This window comes from Sulfurimonas aquatica, from assembly GCF_017357825.1.
Classification (GTDB): Bacteria; Campylobacterota; Campylobacteria; order Campylobacterales; family Sulfurimonadaceae; genus Sulfurimonas; species Sulfurimonas aquatica.
Genome location: NZ_CP046072.1, coordinates 648,785 through 668,163 on the forward strand (window position 1 = coordinate 648,785; position 19,379 = coordinate 668,163).

General features: G+C 36.5%; 10 protein-coding genes. 8 read left to right on the plus strand and 2 right to left on the minus strand.

What is annotated here, in order from left to right; genetic code table 11:
• Positions 1 to 3: 3 nt before the first annotated feature.
• The 5 genes from GJV85_RS03105 (at position 4) to GJV85_RS03125 (ending at position 12,921) form a co-directional block, all read left to right on the plus strand.
• Positions 4 to 915 (plus strand): Ig-like domain-containing protein, encoded by a 912-nt coding sequence (locus tag GJV85_RS03105; protein ID WP_207562413.1) that lies wholly within the window; start codon positions 4 to 6, stop codon positions 913 to 915.
• A gap of 40 nt (positions 916 to 955) precedes the next feature.
• Positions 956 to 1,231 (plus strand): hypothetical protein, encoded by a 276-nt coding sequence (locus tag GJV85_RS03110; protein WP_242689861.1) that lies wholly within the window; start codon positions 956 to 958, stop codon positions 1,229 to 1,231.
• A 37-nt stretch (positions 1,232 to 1,268) separates the two neighbouring features.
• Entirely contained in the window at positions 1,269 to 11,843 is a 10,575-nt protein-coding gene (locus GJV85_RS03115) for an Ig-like domain-containing protein (RefSeq protein ID WP_242689862.1), read from the plus strand.
• 80 nt (positions 11,844 to 11,923) lie between these two features.
• The gene (locus tag GJV85_RS03120; protein WP_207562415.1) at positions 11,924 to 12,637 is read left to right on the plus strand and encodes a hypothetical protein; all 714 of its coding nucleotides are present in this window, start codon (positions 11,924 to 11,926) and stop codon (positions 12,635 to 12,637) included.
• Between the two features lie 71 nt (positions 12,638 to 12,708).
• Positions 12,709 to 12,921, plus strand: a complete 213-nt coding sequence (locus GJV85_RS03125) for a hypothetical protein (RefSeq protein ID WP_207562416.1) — start codon at positions 12,709 to 12,711, stop codon at positions 12,919 to 12,921.
• Here the strand turns inward: GJV85_RS03125 and GJV85_RS03130 are convergent.
• A complete protein-coding gene (locus GJV85_RS03130; RefSeq protein WP_207562417.1) occupies positions 12,918 to 14,759 on the minus strand; it encodes a DNA polymerase III subunit gamma/tau in 1,842 nt (613 codons plus the stop codon). The two genes, GJV85_RS03125 and GJV85_RS03130, sit on opposite strands and share 4 nt — an antisense overlap.
• 91 nt (positions 14,760 to 14,850) lie before the next feature.
• Here GJV85_RS03130 and GJV85_RS03135 point away from each other — a divergent pair, with 91 nt between their 5' ends.
• Genes GJV85_RS03135 through GJV85_RS03145 form a run of 3 tightly spaced genes read left to right on the plus strand, consistent with a single transcriptional unit; the run spans position 14,851 to position 17,923 of the window.
• Complete coding sequence (locus GJV85_RS03135; protein WP_207562418.1) at positions 14,851 to 16,200, plus strand: MurL-like N-terminal domain-containing; 1,350 nt, start codon at positions 14,851 to 14,853, stop codon at positions 16,198 to 16,200.
• Positions 16,181 to 17,485, plus strand: a complete 1,305-nt coding sequence (gene murD / locus GJV85_RS03140) for a UDP-N-acetylmuramoyl-L-alanine--D-glutamate ligase (RefSeq protein ID WP_207562419.1) — start codon at positions 16,181 to 16,183, stop codon at positions 17,483 to 17,485. The genes GJV85_RS03135 and murD overlap by 20 nt, the downstream gene beginning before the upstream one ends.
• A complete protein-coding gene (locus tag GJV85_RS03145; RefSeq protein ID WP_207562420.1) occupies positions 17,486 to 17,923 on the plus strand; it encodes a DUF302 domain-containing protein in 438 nt (145 codons plus the stop codon).
• A gap of 7 nt (positions 17,924 to 17,930) precedes the next feature.
• Here the strand turns inward: GJV85_RS03145 and rho are convergent, their stop codons facing one another.
• Positions 17,931 to 19,295, minus strand: a complete 1,365-nt coding sequence (gene rho / locus GJV85_RS03150; RefSeq protein WP_207562421.1) for a transcription termination factor Rho — start codon at positions 19,293 to 19,295, stop codon at positions 17,931 to 17,933.
• Positions 19,296 to 19,379 lie beyond the last annotated feature (84 nt).

Here is a 19,379-nt window from a genome sequence, read left to right on the forward strand (position 1 = left end):
GAGATGTTTCAAGTTGGAGATACAGTTACACTTGTAATAAATAATGTTACTTCAACTGGTCTAGTGACAGATAATGGAACAAACTTAGTATTTAGTATCGATGTAGCTGGTTCAGACTTAGCAGCAGATGGAGATAGAACAATTGACGCTTCAGTAACAACTACAGATGCAGCTGGAAATACAGCAACTGCAACTGATACTGAAGATTACACAGTAGATACAGCAATCACAGCTTCAATCACACTAGATACTGAAATCACTGCTGATGATGTTATCAACGCAGCTGAATCTGGTCAAAACATTGCAATCACTGGTGTAGTTGGTGGAGATGTTCAAGTTGGAGATACAGTTACACTTGTAATAAATAATGTTACTTCAACTGGTCTAGTGACAGATAATGGAACAAACTTAGTATTTAGTATCGATGTAGCTGGTTCAGACTTAGCAGCAGATGGAGATAGAACAATTGACGCTTCAGTAACAACTACAGATGCAGCTGGAAATACAGCAACTGCAACTGATACTGAAGATTACACAGTAGATACAGCAATCACAGCTTCAATCACACTAGATACTGAAATCACTGCTGATGATGTTATCAACGCAGCTGAATCTGGTCAAAACATTGCAATCACTGGTGTAGTTGGTGGAGATGTTCAAGTTGGAGATACAGTTACACTTGTAATAAATAATGTTACTTCAACTGGTCTAGTGACAGATAATGGAACAAACTTAGTATTTAGTATCGATGTAGCTGGTTCAGACTTAGCAGCAGATGGAGATAGAACAATTGACGCTTCAGTAACAACTACAGATGCAGCTGGAAATACAGCAACTGCAACTGATACTGAAGATTACACAGTAGATACAGCAATCACAGCTTCAATCACACTAGATACTGAAAATCACTGCTGATGATGTTATCAACGCAGCTGAATCTGGTCAAAACATTGCAATCACTGGTGTAGTTGGTGGAGATGTTCAAGTTGGAGATACAGTTACACTTGTAATAAATAATGTTACTTCAACTGGTCTAGTGACAGATAATGGAACAAACTTAGTATTTAGTATCGATGTAGCTGGTTCAGACTTAGCAGCAGATGGAGATAGAACAATTGACGCTTCAGTAACAACTACAGATGCAGCTGAAATACAGCAACTGCAACTGATACTGAAATACACAGTAGATACAGCAATCACAGCTCAATACAAGATACTAAATCACTGCTGATGATTATCAACGCAGCTGAATCTGTCAAAACATTGCAATCACTGGTGTAGTTGGTGGAGATGTTCAAGTTGGAGATACAGTTACACTTGTAATAAATAATGTTACTTCAACTGGTCTAGTGACAGATAATGGAACAAACTTAGTATTTAGTATCGATGTAGCTGGTTCAGACTTAGCAGCAGATGGAGATAGAACAATTGACGCTTCAGTAACAACTACAGATGCAGCTGGAAATACAGCAACTGCAACTGATACTGAAGATTACACAGTAGATACAGCAATCACAGCTTCAATCACACTAGATACTGAAATCACTGCTGATGATGTTATCAACGCAGCTGAATCTGGTCAAAACATTGCAATCACTGGTGTAGTTGGTGGAGATGTTCAAGTTGGAGATACAGTTACACTTGTAATAAATAATGTTACTTCAACTGGTCTAGTGACAGATAATGGAACAAACTTAGTATTTAGTATCGATGTAGCTGGTTCAGACTTAGCAGCAGATGGAGATAGAACAATTGACGCTTCAGTAACAACTACAGATGCAGCTGGAAATACAGCAACTGCAACTGATACTGAAGATTACACAGTAGATACAGCAATCACAGCTTCAATCACACTAGATACTGAAATCACTGCTGATGATGTTATCAACGCAGCTGAATCTGGTCAAAACATTGCAATCACTGGTGTAGTTGGTGGAGATGTTCAAGTTGGAGATACAGTTACACTTGTAATAAATAATGTTACTTCAACTGGTCTAGTGACAGATAATGGAACAAACTTAGTATTTAGTATCGATGTAGCTGGTTCAGACTTAGCAGCAGATGGAGATAGAACAATTGACGCTTCAGTAACAACTACAGATGCAGCTGGAAATACAGCAACTGCAACTGATACTGAAGATTACACAGTAGATACAGCAATCACAGCTTCAATCACACTAGATACTGAAATCACTGCTGATGATGTTATCAACGCAGCTGAATCTGGTCAAAACATTGCAATCACTGGTGTAGTTGGTGGAGATGTTCAAGTTGGAGATACAGTTACACTTGTAATAAATAATGTTACTTCAACTGGTCTAGTGACAGATAATGGAACAAACTTAGTATTTAGTATCGATGTAGCTGGTTCAGACTTAGCAGCAGATGGAGATAGAACAATTGACGCTTCAGTAACAACTACAGATGCAGCTGGAAATACAGCAACTGCAACTGATACTGAAGATTACACAGTAGATACAGCAATCACAGCTTCAATCACACTAGATACTGAAATCACTGCTGATGATGTTATCAACGCAGCTGAATCTGGTCAAAACATTGCAATCACTGGTGTAGTTGGTGGAGATGTTCAAGTTGGAGATACAGTTACACTTGTAATAAATAATGTTACTTCAACTGGTCTAGTGACAGATAATGGAACAAACTTAGTATTTAGTATCGATGTAGCTGGTTCAGACTTAGCAGCAGATGGAGATAGAACAATTGACGCTTCAGTAACAACTACAGATGCAGCTGGAAATACAGCAACTGCAACTGATACTGAAGATTACACAGTAGATACAGCAATCACAGCTTCAATCACACTAGATACTGAAATCACTGCTGATGATGTTATCAACGCAGCTGAATCTGGTCAAAACATTGCAATCACTGGTGTAGTTGGTGGAGATGTTCAAGTTGGAGATACAGTTACACTTGTAATAAATAATGTTACTTCAACTGGTCTAGTGACAGATAATGGAACAAACTTAGTATTTAGTATCGATGTAGCTGGTTCAGACTTAGCAGCAGATGGAGATAGAACAATTGACGCTTCAGTAACAACTACAGATGCAGCTGGAAATACAGCAACTGCAACTGATACTGAAGATTACACAGTAGATACAGCAATCACAGCTTCAATCACACTAGATACTGAAATCACTGCTGATGATGTTATCAACGCAGCTGAATCTGGTCAAAACATTGCAATCACTGGTGTAGTTGGTGGAGATGTTCAAGTTGGAGATACAGTTACACTTGTAATAAATAATGTTACTTCAACTGGTCTAGTGACAGATAATGGAACAAACTTAGTATTTAGTATCGATGTAGCTGGTTCAGACTTAGCAGCAGATGGAGATAGAACAATTGACGCTTCAGTAACAACTACAGATGCAGCTGGAAATACAGCAACTGCAACTGATACTGAAGATTACACAGTAGATACAGCAATCACAGCTTCAATCACACTAGATACTGAAATCACTGCTGATGATGTTATCAACGCAGCTGAATCTGGTCAAAACATTGCAATCACTGGTGTAGTTGGTGGAGATGTTCAAGTTGGAGATACAGTTACACTTGTAATAAATAATGTTACTTCAACTGGTCTAGTGACAGATAATGGAACAAACTTAGTATTTAGTATCGATGTAGCTGGTTCAGACTTAGCAGCAGATGGAGATAGAACAATTGACGCTTCAGTAACAACTACAGATGCAGCTGGAAATACAGCAACTGCAACTGATACTGAAGATTACACAGTAGATACAGCAATCACAGCTTCAATCACACTAGATACTGAAATCACTGCTGATGATGTTATCAACGCAGCTGAATCTGGTCAAAACATTGCAATCACTGGTGTAGTTGGTGGAGATGTTCAAGTTGGAGATACAGTTACACTTGTAATAAATAATGTTACTTCAACTGGTCTAGTGACAGATAATGGAACAAACTTAGTATTTAGTATCGATGTAGCTGGTTCAGACTTAGCAGCAGATGGAGATAGAACAATTGACGCTTCAGTAACAACTACAGATGCAGCTGGAAATACAGCAACTGCAACTGATACTGAAGATTACACAGTAGATACAGCAATCACAGCTTCAATCACACTAGATACTGAAATCACTGCTGATGATGTTATCAACGCAGCTGAATCTGGTCAAAACATTGCAATCACTGGTGTAGTTGGTGGAGATGTTCAAGTTGGAGATACAGTTACACTTGTAATAAATAATGTTACTTCAACTGGTCTAGTGACAGATAATGGAACAAACTTAGTATTTAGTATCGATGTAGCTGGTTCAGACTTAGCAGCAGATGGAGATAGAACAATTGACGCTTCAGTAACAACTACAGATGCAGCTGGAAATACAGCAACTGCAACTGATACTGAAGATTACACAGTAGATACAGCAATCACAGCTTCAATCACACTAGATACTGAAATCACTGCTGATGATGTTATCAACGCAGCTGAATCTGGTCAAAACATTGCAATCACTGGTGTAGTTGGTGGAGATGTTCAAGTTGGAGATACAGTTACACTTGTAATAAATAATGTTACTTCAACTGGTCTAGTGACAGATAATGGAACAAACTTAGTATTTAGTATCGATGTAGCTGGTTCAGACTTAGCAGCAGATGGAGATAGAACAATTGACGCTTCAGTAACAACTACAGATGCAGCTGGAAATACAGCAACTGCAACTGATACTGAAGATTACACAGTAGATACAGCAATCACAGCTTCAATCACACTAGATACTGAAATCACTGCTGATGATGTTATCAACGCAGCTGAATCTGGTCAAAACATTGCAATCACTGGTGTAGTTGGTGGAGATGTTCAAGTTGGAGATACAGTTACACTTGTAATAAATAATGTTACTTCAACTGGTCTAGTGACAGATAATGGAACAAACTTAGTATTTAGTATCGATGTAGCTGGTTCAGACTTAGCAGCAGATGGAGATAGAACAATTGACGCTTCAGTAACAACTACAGATGCAGCTGGAAATACAGCAACTGCAACTGATACTGAAGATTACACAGTAGATACAGCAATCACAGCTTCAATCACACTAGATACTGAAATCACTGCTGATGATGTTATCAACGCAGCTGAATCTGGTCAAAACATTGCAATCACTGGTGTAGTTGGTGGAGATGTTCAAGTTGGAGATACAGTTACACTTGTAATAAATAATGTTACTTCAACTGGTCTAGTGACAGATAATGGAACAAACTTAGTATTTAGTATCGATGTAGCTGGTTCAGACTTAGCAGCAGATGGAGATAGAACAATTGACGCTTCAGTAACAACTACAGATGCAGCTGGAAATACAGCAACTGCAACTGATACTGAAGATTACACAGTAGATACAGCAATCACAGCTTCAATCACACTAGATACTGAAATCACTGCTGATGATGTTATCAACGCAGCTGAATCTGGTCAAAACATTGCAATCACTGGTGTAGTTGGTGGAGATGTTCAAGTTGGAGATACAGTTACACTTGTAATAAATAATGTTACTTCAACTGGTCTAGTGACAGATAATGGAACAAACTTAGTATTTAGTATCGATGTAGCTGGTTCAGACTTAGCAGCAGATGGAGATAGAACAATTGACGCTTCAGTAACAACTACAGATGCAGCTGGAAATACAGCAACTGCAACTGATACTGAAGATTACACAGTAGATACAGCAATCACAGCTTCAATCACACTAGATACTGAAATCACTGCTGATGATGTTATCAACGCAGCTGAATCTGGTCAAAACATTGCAATCACTGGTGTAGTTGGTGGAGATGTTCAAGTTGGAGATACAGTTACACTTGTAATAAATAATGTTACTTCAACTGGTCTAGTGACAGATAATGGAACAAACTTAGTATTTAGTATCGATGTAGCTGGTTCAGACTTAGCAGCAGATGGAGATAGAACAATTGACGCTTCAGTAACAACTACAGATGCAGCTGGAAATACAGCAACTGCAACTGATACTGAAGATTACACAGTAGATACAGCAATCACAGCTTCAATCACACTAGATACTGAAATCACTGCTGATGATGTTATCAACGCAGCTGAATCTGGTCAAAACATTGCAATCACTGGTGTAGTTGGTGGAGATGTTCAAGTTGGAGATACAGTTACACTTGTAATAAATAATGTTACTTCAACTGGTCTAGTGACAGATAATGGAACAAACTTAGTATTTAGTATCGATGTAGCTGGTTCAGACTTAGCAGCAGATGGAGATAGAACAATTGACGCTTCAGTAACAACTACAGATGCAGCTGGAAATACAGCAACTGCAACTGATACTGAAGATTACACAGTAGATACAGCAATCACAGCTTCAATCACACTAGATACTGAAATCACTGCTGATGATGTTATCAACGCAGCTGAATCTGGTCAAAACATTGCAATCACTGGTGTAGTTGGTGGAGATGTTCAAGTTGGAGATACAGTTACACTTGTAATAAATAATGTTACTTCAACTGGTCTAGTGACAGATAATGGAACAAACTTAGTATTTAGTATCGATGTAGCTGGTTCAGACTTAGCAGCAGATGGAGATAGAACAATTGACGCTTCAGTAACAACTACAGATGCAGCTGGAAATACAGCAACTGCAACTGATACTGAAGATTACACAGTAGATACAGCAATCACAGCTTCAATCACACTAGATACTGAAATCACTGCTGATGATGTTATCAACGCAGCTGAATCTGGTCAAAACATTGCAATCACTGGTGTAGTTGGTGGAGATGTTCAAGTTGGAGATACAGTTACACTTGTAATAAATAATGTTACTTCAACTGGTCTAGTGACAGATAATGGAACAAACTTAGTATTTAGTATCGATGTAGCTGGTTCAGACTTAGCAGCAGATGGAGATAGAACAATTGACGCTTCAGTAACAACTACAGATGCAGCTGGAAATACAGCAACTGCAACTGATACTGAAGATTACACAGTAGATACAGCAATCACAGCTTCAATCACACTAGATACTGAAATCACTGCTGATGATGTTATCAACGCAGCTGAATCTGGTCAAAACATTGCAATCACTGGTGTAGTTGGTGGAGATGTTCAAGTTGGAGATACAGTTACACTTGTAATAAATAATGTTACTTCAACTGGTCTAGTGACAGATAATGGAACAAACTTAGTATTTAGTATCGATGTAGCTGGTTCAGACTTAGCAGCAGATGGAGATAGAACAATTGACGCTTCAGTAACAACTACAGATGCAGCTGGAAATACAGCAACTGCAACTGATACTGAAGATTACACAGGTAATTTGGCACCAGTAGCAGTAGATGATTCAATCACAGTCGATGAAGATACACCATTTACTTCTACAATTGATTTAGATGCAAACGATACAAATTTAGATGGAGATGCATTAAGTGTAACGCCAGGTACTTTTACAACAGCTCAAGGCGGAACTTTAGTTCTAGCAGCTGATGGATCTTACACTTATACACCAGCAGCTAACTTCAATGGAATTGATACAGTTGATTACACAGTAACTGATGGTTCACTAACAGATGTAGGTACTTTAACAATTAATGTAACACCAGTAAATGATGCACCTGTAGCAGTAGATGATTCAATCACAATTGGTGAAGATACACCATTTACTTCAACTGTAGATTTAGATTTCAATGATACAGACTTAGATGGAGATGCATTAAGTGTAACGCCAGGTACTTTTACAACAGCTCAAGGCGGAACTTTAGTTCTAGCAGCTGATGGATCTTACACTTATACACCAGCAGCTAACTTCAATGGAATTGATACAGTTGATTACACAGTAACTGATGGTTCACTAACAGATGTAGGTACTTTAACAATTAATGTAACACCAGTAAATGATGCACCTGTAGCAGTAGATGATTCAATCACAATTGATGAAGATACACCATTTACTTCAACTGTAGATTTAGATTTCAATGATACAGACTTAGATGGAGATGCGTTAAGTGTAACGCCAGGTACTTTTACAACAGCTCAAGGCGGAACTTTAGTTCTAGCAGCTGATGGATCTTACACTTATACACCAGCAGCTAACTTCAATGGAGTTGATACAGTTGATTACACAGTAACTGATGGTTCACTAACAGATGTAGGTACTTTAACAATTAATGTAACACCAGTAAATGATGCCCCTGAAGCAGTAGATGGATTTGCAAGAGTTTCTGAAGAGGGACTTTTCAATGGTATAGTCGATACTACTGGTGAAAATCCTGGAGATGACACTACTGATTCAGCTGTTATGACAGGAACGATGTCTTTTAGTGATGTTGAAGGTGATGTATTGAGTGTTTCACTCTCTAATCCAACTCAAACTCTTACTTCTGGTGGAGCAACTGTAACATGGAGTGGAGCTGGCAGTGACACTTTAACAGGTTCAGCAAACGGTACTGATGTTATTACTATAAATGTGACAAACACAGGTGCATATACAGTAACTCTTTTGGATGCAGTTGATCATCCTACTAACTCAGTTGAAGATATTTTAGCATTAGATTTTAATGTAGCAGTTACGGATAGTGTAGACACTACGAATGTAAACTTAAATGTAATCATAGAAGATGATATGGCCATAAGTGGAAATATCGTTCAGGATATTGAAATTCCTGAACAAAATACAAACTTGATGTTTATAGTAGATACTTCTGGAAGTATGGGTTGGGATGCCGATACTGGTTCAACTACGATTACTACAGTGGAGAGAATGGAACTACTTCTTACATCTATGAAAGATGTAATTAACTCATATGATGATATGGGTAATGTAAAAATACAAATTACTACTTTTAATAGCGGTGAGTCTACACACCAAAATCACTGGTTTACAGTTACTGAAGCCTTAGAATTTATAGGAGATGGAACTGCTGCTACTCGTGATATTAGTTTAACACCAGGTGGTGGAACTAACTATGATGAAGCAGTTGCAGAAGCTGAAATTGGTTATCTAGTAGATGGTAAAATAGAAGCGACAGCAGAGATAGAAGTGGCAAACATAACTTACTTCTTCTCTGATGGTCAACCTCAAACTGCTGGTGGTACTGAAGGTACAGATGGAATTACTGGTGTTGAGATAACTGAATGGACTGACTTTTTAGAAGCAAATGATATTAGTGCCTATGGCGTTGGATTTGGATCTGGCTTGACTGCGGCTGATCAAGCTTTTCTTGATCCATTAGCTTATGATGGATTAAATGAAGTTGAACGTGATGGTGTTATCGTTACGGATTCAACAACATTAGCAGAAACTTTACTTGGAACAATCCAGCCTCCACTTGTTGGAAATGTTCTTGGCCAGTTAGGTAGTGATGGATTTGGTGCAGATGGTGGATATTTCCAAGATATCACAATAGATGGAGTACTTTATACATACAATGTAGCATCTGATACTATTACAAATGATGCAGATGCAAATGTAATAGCTGGAAGCCAACTCGAACTAGATACTTTACAGCTAGGACATATCTCACTTAACTTTGCTACAGGAGCATATGTTTACTCCCCAGATGTACGCTTAGCACAAGGTGATACAAAACAAGAAGTTTTTGATTTTACAGCAGTTGATAATGATGGAGATACATCTACAGGTGTGGTTACGTTAAATATTAATCGTGCTGCAGAAGAGATTCCAGTTCTTAATTCGAATGTAGATGAAGTTTATGAGTCAGCATTAGATACTGGAACAGATAGTACAAGTACGGCAGAAATCACGACTGGTAATATTCTCGCAAATGACACACTACCACTTGGATCAGCTCTTACTAATGCTACTATAGCAGGTGGTACAACAGATACTTCAGTAGCCGGAGAAATTACAGTTACAACAAAAGAGGGTAATGTTCTAGTAATAGATACAACAACAGGTGATTACACATATACACTTGTTAATGCAGTTGATCATTATACTTACAATGAGCTATTAGCAGCTATTAATGTTAATCAAACATTCAGTGCTGGATTAGAAGGGTGGTCAGGAACTAATGTAATCAATAATGCAGGTAAAATGCTTATTGATGGTGGTGGAAACACTGCTAGTCAAACTTTTGATTTTGGAGCTGCATATGCAGGTAAAACTGTTACAGTATCATTTGACTTTGAAGCAGTTGGAGTTTGGGATGGTGGTAATGATAACTTTGTTGTTACAGCTAATACAGATACAATTAGTGATATAGCATATTTTGATGGAGAAGCTCACTATGATTTTGATGTTGTTTTAGATACAAATGGACGAGTATCAATAGATCTTTTAAATAGTAGTGGTTGGAATCAAGAAGATGCACTAATAGACAATTTTTCTATTCAAGCACCAGCAGAAACAGAAATCTCAGGACTTGCAGATAATGTAATGGATAGTTTTGTATACACTGTGACAGATTTAGCGGGTTATAATTATACAGGTGGTTTAGATGTGACAATTCATGATGATGCACCAACGGCAACACCACAAGACGTTACTTTAACAATTGAACCAGTAACAACAAACATCTCAGTTATAGTAGATGTCTCTTCAAGTATGAGTGATTCAGATTTAGCATTAACAGAACAAGCAATAGAGACAATGATTAATAAGTACGAATCTATGGGAAGTGTAAACGTTAATATAGTTCAGTTTTATGGAAATGGAAAGATTCAAAGTGGTTGGCTAGATGCTGATGCAGGTAGAGCACTTACTTTAGATACTACACGAAGTGGTACAGACATTGAGCAAGGTCTTCGTGAAGTAGTAGAGAACTCGTACGGAACTCTATATACTCCAACACTTGCAGCTGCAGATCAAGATGTAATGTACTTCTTTGGAGATGGTAATACATACGACGCTTATAAAACAGATTTTGATGCATATTTACCAACTTGGAATAGTTTTGTAGACTCTGGGGCTATTGATAAGCTATTTAGTTATAGTGTAAATACAACAAGTGTTTTAAGTGATATAGTAAAAGTCGCAGATAATGGTGAAAACGTTGTTTCTCAGGATGCTGAAAATATCTCTAATATAGCTCAGCTTAGTACTGCAGTTAGTTCAACTGCTGCACTTTATACTGAAGGTAGCTTTACATCAGATGCAAGCGGTAACACTATAATCGACTTTGGTGCAGATGGTGGACATATTGAGTCAGTTACTATCGGAGCGAATACAGTTACATATGATGCTGTTAATGTAGTTCAAACTATTTCTGGAACACATGGAGATTTTGAAATTAACTTTGAAACTGGTAGTTATAGATATATACCAACAGATAGAGTAGCAACTACAGAAACTATTGAAGCTTCAATTGTTGATAACGATGGGGACTCTTTAAATACGATTTTACTTGATATAAACATAGAATACTCTGCAGTGTTTAACGATACTCTAACATATGATGGAGTTGCTCAATTAGATGGAGAAGCTGGCTTTGATACTGTTGTGATGGATGCTGGAATAACTCTTGATGCTGGAACTACTTTAGACTATACTAAACTAGATAATATTGAAAAAATTGACTTGAGTGCTAGTGGAGATCATCAGATTACGAATTTATCACTTGATGATGTCTTAAGCATTACAGACTCAAACAATACTCTGCAAATCATAGGCGATGGTGATGGAAACCCTATAATTGGACTTGATGAAGATAATGTGGCTACAGTAGACACAACTGGTTGGGATAGAGTAAATGGGACAGGAGTTTCAGATGGAACATCTACAACATATGAGTATGTAAAATCGGATGGTTCAGGTGATAGTATTAAATTGATTGTAGAAGATCAAATAGATAATACAGGCTTATAAAATAACTAGTCCCAAATCTTCTTGGGACTAGTTTTTGCTACAATTCTGCAAACATTTTAAATTTGTAGGACTCTGCTTATATGTATAAAATCCATCAACTGTTTATAGTGAAGTTTTTGTTGCTTTTCATAGGTGCTTTTGTGATATTTTCCATCATTGGATATAGCTCTATTAAATCTATCATTATTGAAGAGAACAAAAACTACTTACAAAAAATCATTTTACTCTCCGCTTTAGATATAGATAGGGTGAAAAACTTAGAACTCTATGCTAAAAACATATCTAACGCAGCCGTATTAAGAGTGACTATGATAAAGAGTGATGGAGAAGTCTTAGCTGAGTCAAACTTCGACATCCATGCAATGCAAAATCATAAAGACAGAGAAGAAATTCTCCAAGCGCAAAAGCAAGAATTTTCAAGCAGTATTCGTTTTTCTCAGACTTTAGGAATTGATTTTTTATATGTCGCTAAAAAGATAAACTATAAAGATGCAAAGATATACCTGCGTTTAGCAACACCGCTCTCAGGCATTATGGACTCTTTTTATAGCCTCTTTTTTAAACTTGCTCTAGCTTTTTTACTCATACTTTCTATCGCATTTTATATAGCGAAATTGATGAGTGATAGGGTTTTATATGATCTAAATCAGTTAAAAAATTATCTAGAAGAGATATCTACGAAAAATTATAAAGCGATTATGCATGTAAAATATTTTCATGAGTTTTTAGAACTCTCTTTAATTTTAAAGAATATTATAAAAAGACTCAATAAAAAAGAGAAAAAGAAAAAATAGCAAACTGCCATACTTTCACTCTTATTTTATCCCTTTAGATATATTTACACAAATAAATTTAAAGAGTACTTATGAGAGACTTTCATGCCATTATTAAAGTATTAAAACTTCATTTAAGCGGAGCAAAAGAGGTAAAAGTGTTAGACAAAGACGTCGCTTCTTTACTAGATATATCTCAGTCTAAATTTGCCACAATAAAAAAACGAAACGTGACACCCTATGAAAATATTTTAGAGTTTTGTAAACGCGAGGAGCTCTGCTGTAGTGAGATTTTTTTTGATTAGATTTTTGACTGGACCGTTATCTTTTTAGCTTCAAACATCTCTATAGCTTTTTGAATAAGAGGCTCTTGCGTTATATCTGTGCCGTTTAACTCTTCTAGCGGTGCCGCGTCATTACAGTTTGTAACGCAGCTCGCGTTTCCACCCATCTCCGCATCTTCTATCATTGTAGTACTTTGAGGACCTTGCATCTCTGGCTGCGTTATAGCAGTTGGCTGAGGAGCGGGTTGTTCTATGTTTGTTTGAGTAAATTCAGGAGTGCTTACAAAAGTCTCTTCTGGTATATACGTCTCTTGAGGTTCATTCTCTGGAAGATTTTGTGGCTCTTTAGTGCAAGCAATTCCTTTGATTTTTGTCTCAAAACTAAATATCTCTCGTACAAGTTGCTTAATAACAGAGTATCCATGCTTGAGAAGTTTTTTACAATCTTCATCCGCACAACTCTCCCATGTTAAAACACTCTCTTCATAAGAGATAAAAGTAATATTTTTAGTAAAACACTCACCAAGTTCATAGTTTCTATCGCTAATTTTTGCTATAAGCTCATGAAATAGTTTTAGAGCGGGGTCTTCTTGAATTATAGGAGCTACGACAGGTTCCACTATAGGCTCGGGAGCAGGAGGCACTTCTTCAACTGCTTGAGTGGTAACTTCTTTCTCTTCTTCTGTTTTAGTCTCTATTGGAGAATCCGCCTGAACTGCTGACGCTATTTCGGGAGTAGCCGTTTGGATTTTTATTTTGGCTGGAGTTGGAGTCGTTATTTCTGGTCTTTGAACGTCTTTTTGAAAAGACTCTATCATCTGGTCTATTTCACGAATACGAAGAGCTTCGATCATCTTAAAGAAAATCATAGAGAGCACAAAAGAGCCATCGGCGTTTATACTAAAGAGATATTTTGAATCACTTAAAATTCTAAAAAATCTATCTAAAACTAAAGTTGAGAAGAGTGCGTCGTGGTTATACATCTTATCTTTTAGGTAAGCTATAAGCTCATCTACTACCATCTCACTCTCATAATCTTCAAGTACTTTTGTATACTCAACTAACGCAGCGTAATCTTTGGCAAATACTGCGTTAAAAAGTTCGCCAATGAACTTAGGGTCAACTAATCCTAGCATATCTGTAACGGTGCGAACGTCTACGTGATTTTTAGAGTAAATGATGGCTTGATCTAAAAGAGTAAGCGTATCGCGAAGACTCCCTCCACCACTACGAGCCAAAATCTCTAAGGCGTCATTTTCATAAGCTATACCTTCAAGATTTAATATATGCGCTAAATGATCGATGACTTTATTTGTAGCGATGCTTTTAAATCTAAAGTGCTGCGTTCTACTTAAAATAGTGGCTGGAAGTTTTAGTGGGTCAGTCGTTGCAAGTATAAACTTTACATACTCTGGTGGCTCTTCTAGCGTTTTTAAAAGGGCGTTAAAAGCCTCTTTTGTAAGCATATGCACTTCATCGATAATAAATATTTTATATCTTGCAACGGCAGGTTTATACTTTGTCTGCTCAACTAAATCACGGATGTCGTCTATCTTACGACTACTCGCACCATCCATCTCAATGATGTCCATATGACGGCCTTCTAACGCCATAACACAGTTGGAACAAACGCCACAAGGGTGATGACTCATTCCTTCTTCGCAGATAAGAGCTTTAGCGAAAATACGAGCGGTAGAAGTTTTACCACTCCCTCTTAAACCTGAAAAAAGGTAAGCGTGTGAGAGTCTATTTGAATCAAGCGCAAGTGATAGCGTTTGAGCTATAGTCTCTTGACCTATAAGCTCATCGAAATTTGAGGGGCGATATTTTCTAGCTAAAACTTCTGATGACTCTTTCAAATAGATACTCCATTATTTAATTGAAATGATTTTAGCATTTATAGAGTTAAAAGATAATATAATCCAATAAACAATTATGAAAATGGCTAAAATGAAAAAATTTAATGAGTTACGAGAACAAAATAATAAGTTTGTATACAAGAGCTACGGCACATTAGAAAATGAGCAAACTATTTCTCTTCATTTTCACTATCAACTTATTGAATCAGACAAAATAAACGATTTTCATCACAAACTCTCACTCAATAAAAATGACAAAATATCTACTGATTTAGATTTCTCAAATATTATATTTCATATAGGAATGGCGGAAGCAATTAGCTACTATAAAATAGCTACTCCTAAAGAGTTTATTATAGAGTGTGGAACTTTAAATGATGAGCAGCAAGCATGGTTTAAAAAGCTCTACTACAACGGTCTTGGCGAGTTTATTTACTTAAATAACATAGCGGTTACTCAAGATGAACTTCTGAAGTTTGTCATCGCGTTTAATGGAGATGATTTTAAAGAGATAAAAGTTGCTACGCAAGAGAATAACATCATTCCTATTGGTGGTGGAAAAGATTCTCTTGTCTCTTATGAGCTTTTAAAAGATGAGTTTCCAGAGTCACTAATGTTCTCTATGAATCCAATAGTGGCAAGTAAAGCCATACTCGATAAGCATCCAGATAACTCTATAGAACTTAAACGCGAACTTGATTTAGAGAAGATTCTTGATTTTAATAAACGCGGATATTTAAATGGTCACATACCATTCTCTTCTATCGTTGGTTTTATCTCCATTTGGTTAGGTCTTATTTATAAGACAAAGTATATAGTACTCTCAAATGAGTCAAGTGCAAATGAAGAAAATATCATTTTTAATGGACTAAAAGTAAATCATCAGTACTCAAAATCTGTGGAGTTTGAGAATGATTTTAGATTTTACGTATCTTCATTTATAACTAAAGACGTAGAGTATTTTAGCTTTTTACGCCCACTCGATGAGATTCATATAGCAAAGCTTTTCTCACAGACTAAAGAGCATTTCTTTACTTTTAGAAGTTGTAACGTTGGAAGTAAACGAAATGAGTGGTGTGGCAAATGCCCGAAGTGTCTTTTTACCTACATCATGCTTTGCAATTTTATAGAAGATGAAACACTACATAAGATATTTGACAAGGATATGCTTGATGATAGTGAGCTTCAAGAGCTTTTTGACGGGCTTAGCAAAAGTGATGAAGTAAAACCTTTTGAGTGTGTAGGAACATATGATGAAGTAAACTATGCTTTGAGTAAAAAAAGAGCGACATACACTCAAGATAAACTTCCTTTTTTACTTAAAAATTATAAGCCGGTAGATATTCACTATGGTCTAGAAGTGGCATTTAATGGTGAAAATAATCTTCCTAAAAAATTTAAAGAGATACTAAAAGCAAATGTTGAAAAACTTAGTTTCTGATTTAGCGGCTTTTAGTCGTATAGCGATATTTGGCTTTGGAAAAGAGGGGAGGTCGTTTTATGATTTCGCTCTTAAATATTTGCCAAACGCCACCCTATGTATAGTCGATAAAAACACGCCTCAGGATATAGAAGAGAGTGAGAAGGTAGTTTTTTTTAGTGGAGATGATTATCTAAAAGGCTTAGAAAAAGTTGACTTAGTTATAAAATCACCAGGTGTTTCACTTTATAATCTTGGCATAAAGTATGACGCATATAACTTTAGTTCGACTACTGAACTCTTTATAAAACACTTTAAAAAGCAGATTATTGGTGTAACTGGAACAAAGGGCAAGAGTACTCTTGTAACGATTATAGACCAACTTCTTAAAAATGCAAAACAAGAGACTGTTTTATGCGGAAACATTGGGACGCCAGCGTTTGATATAGTCCAAGAGATTACTCCTACAACTAGAGTTGTGATGGAACTCTCTTCGCACCAACTCTTAAATATAAAACACTCTCCTCACATAGCAATTTTGACAAATCTATTTGAAGAACATCTGGATTACTATAAAGACCTACAAGAGTATTATGACGCAAAGTTTAATATCTTGCATTTTCAAAATGAGAATGACATTTTGATAGTGAATTTACAAGAACCATATAAAGAGTTAAACGCAAGTTTATTTCAAACAAAGAGCGTCTACAACGTTTTTGAACATACTCTAAAATATGATGTAACTTTTGACGTAAAGCAGGGCTTTATTCACAAAAGTTCTTTACAGATTCTAGAAAAACTAGTAGAGTTGTTAAAGATAGATAAAGAGACATACTTAAAGACAATTAAAGAGTTTAAAACGCTTCCTCATAGGCTGGAGTATGTAGATACCATAGAGGGCGTTATATATATTAATGACTCGATATCAACAATTCCAGAAGCTACCATGGAAGCAGTTAAAATATTAAAAAACGTTGAGAGCTTAATATTAGGTGGATTTGATAGAGGGATACACTATGATTCTTTGGTAGAATACTTGCTTGAATCAGATATTCAAAATATTGTACTTTTCTCAGATACTGGAAAAAAAATATTTGAAAGTCTAAGTAAAAGTGATAAAAATTTAAATATATTTTATGTAACTTCATTAAGCCAAGCTGTTGAAAAAGTTCATCAGATAACAGAGTCCGGCATAGCTCTTTTTTCTCCAGCCGCGTCAAGTTTTAACGAGTACAAAAACTTTATGCAACGCGGCGATGAGTTTAAAAGCCTTGTAATAGACTATAAACAACAAGAGGAAAAATAGATGGATAAAAAACAAGATTTGTTTGGAAGTAAAGAAGACATATTTGAGACTATGACATATAGACTCAAGAGCTCAAAAAAGATAGAAGACCTTGTAGAGAGTATACAAAAAGCATGTGATTCAAACAAGTTTTCATTACTTCATAGTTATGACTACAATGCCTTACTAAAGTCTAAGGGCTTCCCTATAGAGAGAAAGGCCTATGTATATGAGGTATGTCAGGCAAAAGTTGCTTCGGATGTTTTAAGACTAGAGCCAATGTTCACGCCATTTATGCCGTGTAGAATCGCTTTGTATGAAGAGGGTGAAAATGTGGAAGTGTCAACTCAAAATTTAGATTTATTGATAAGTAGTTTAAAAGAAGGTAGCGAGCTTCATAAGACTATGTCTACAATGTTCTCAACTCTTAAGTTAATTATGGCGGAGATAATAGAGTAGAGTTACTCTATTTATCTGTGTTCATACTCTCTAGGAACTCTTCGTTCGTAGGTTTTTTACGCATAGTGTTATAAACAAATTTAAGCGCTTCGACTTCATTGTCTTGTTTATGAATCATCTGACGAAGTATAAATACTTTTTGTAAATCAAGCTTACCAATAAGTAACTCATCTTTACGAGTACCAGATTTAAGAATGTCAATAGCGGGAAATATTCTTCTATCTGCAATTTTTCTATCAAGAACAACTTCCATATTACCAGTACCTTTGAACTCTTCAAAGATAACTTCATCCATACGGCTACCAGTATCAACAAGCGCAGTTGCTATAATAGTTAAACTTCCGCCATTTTCGATGTTACGAGCAGCTCCAAAGAAGCGTTTTGGTTTGTGAAGAGCATTCGCGTCAACGCCACCTGAGAGTACTTTACCACTTGATGGCGTTACCGTGTTATAAGCACGCGCAAGACGAGTGATAGAGTCAAGAAGTATAACTACGTCACGACCCATTTCAACGCGACGTTTTGCTTTTTCTATAACCATCTCAGCAACTTTAACATGGTTTTTCGCTGGCATATCAAAAGTAGAAGAGTAAACTTCACCCTTAACGCTACGTTCCATATCTGTAACCTCTTCTGGTCTCTCATCAACAAGTAAAACTAGTAGGTCAATTTCAGCATGGTTTGCAGAAATACCATGTGCTATCTCTTTAAGAAGCTCAGTTTTACCTGAACGAGGAGGTGCAACAATAAGACCACGTTGTCCTTTACCAATAGGAGAGAAAAGATCAAGCATACGGCCAGTTAAACCTTTTTCTCTATACTCTAGTTTAATTCTCTCTTCTGGATAAAGAGGAGTAAGGTTTTCAAAAAGTGGACGTTTTTTAGACTCTTCTGGAGGAAGACCATTAACCGCTTCTATCTTTATAAGTGCATAGTAGCGTTCTTGATCTTTTGGAGGGCGTACCTGACCAGTTACAACGTCACCATTTCTAAGTGCAAAGCGTTTGATTTGAGTATTTGAAACATAAGCGTCATTGATAGACTCGTTAAAACTTTTGTCAATCGAGCGGATAAAACCATAACCATCTTGCATAATCTCAAGGATTCCACTAAAGAGGATAAAACCACCTTGCTCAGTTTGAGCCTTAAGAATTTCAAAGATAACGTCTTGGCGTTTAAGCTCTTGTGGATGCTCTACATTTAACTCTTCAGCTATGTTAATAAGCTCTTCAATACTTTTAGTACGTAAGTCTTCTACACTTGATCCTTTAACCGGAGTATGTGTTCTAGATTTTGAGTTGTTTTTATTGTTTGATTTTGGATTTGTAGGTTTAGAGTTGTTACGAGGTTGTTGTGAATTGTTATCACTCATATAATGACTGCCTTAAGTTTTTGGGATTTTTGTTTGAACGAAGTAAAATTTTGGTTCAATACTTTGTATTTAGCCTGTAGTATA

Coding starts and splice junctions, on each gene's coding strand:
- GJV85_RS03105 (WP_207562413.1), top strand. CDS start 4: ATGTTTCAAGTTGGAGATACAGTTACACTTGTAATAAATAATGTTACT.
- GJV85_RS03120 (WP_207562415.1), top strand. CDS start 11,924: ATGTATAAAATCCATCAACTGTTTATAGTGAAGTTTTTGTTGCTTTTC.
- GJV85_RS03125 (WP_207562416.1), top strand. CDS start 12,709: ATGAGAGACTTTCATGCCATTATTAAAGTATTAAAACTTCATTTAAGC.
- GJV85_RS03135 (WP_207562418.1), top strand. CDS start 14,851: ATGAAAAAATTTAATGAGTTACGAGAACAAAATAATAAGTTTGTATAC.
- GJV85_RS03145 (WP_207562420.1), top strand. CDS start 17,486: ATGGATAAAAAACAAGATTTGTTTGGAAGTAAAGAAGACATATTTGAG.
- rho (WP_207562421.1), bottom strand. CDS start 19,295: ATGAGTGATAACAATTCACAACAACCTCGTAACAACTCTAAACCTACA.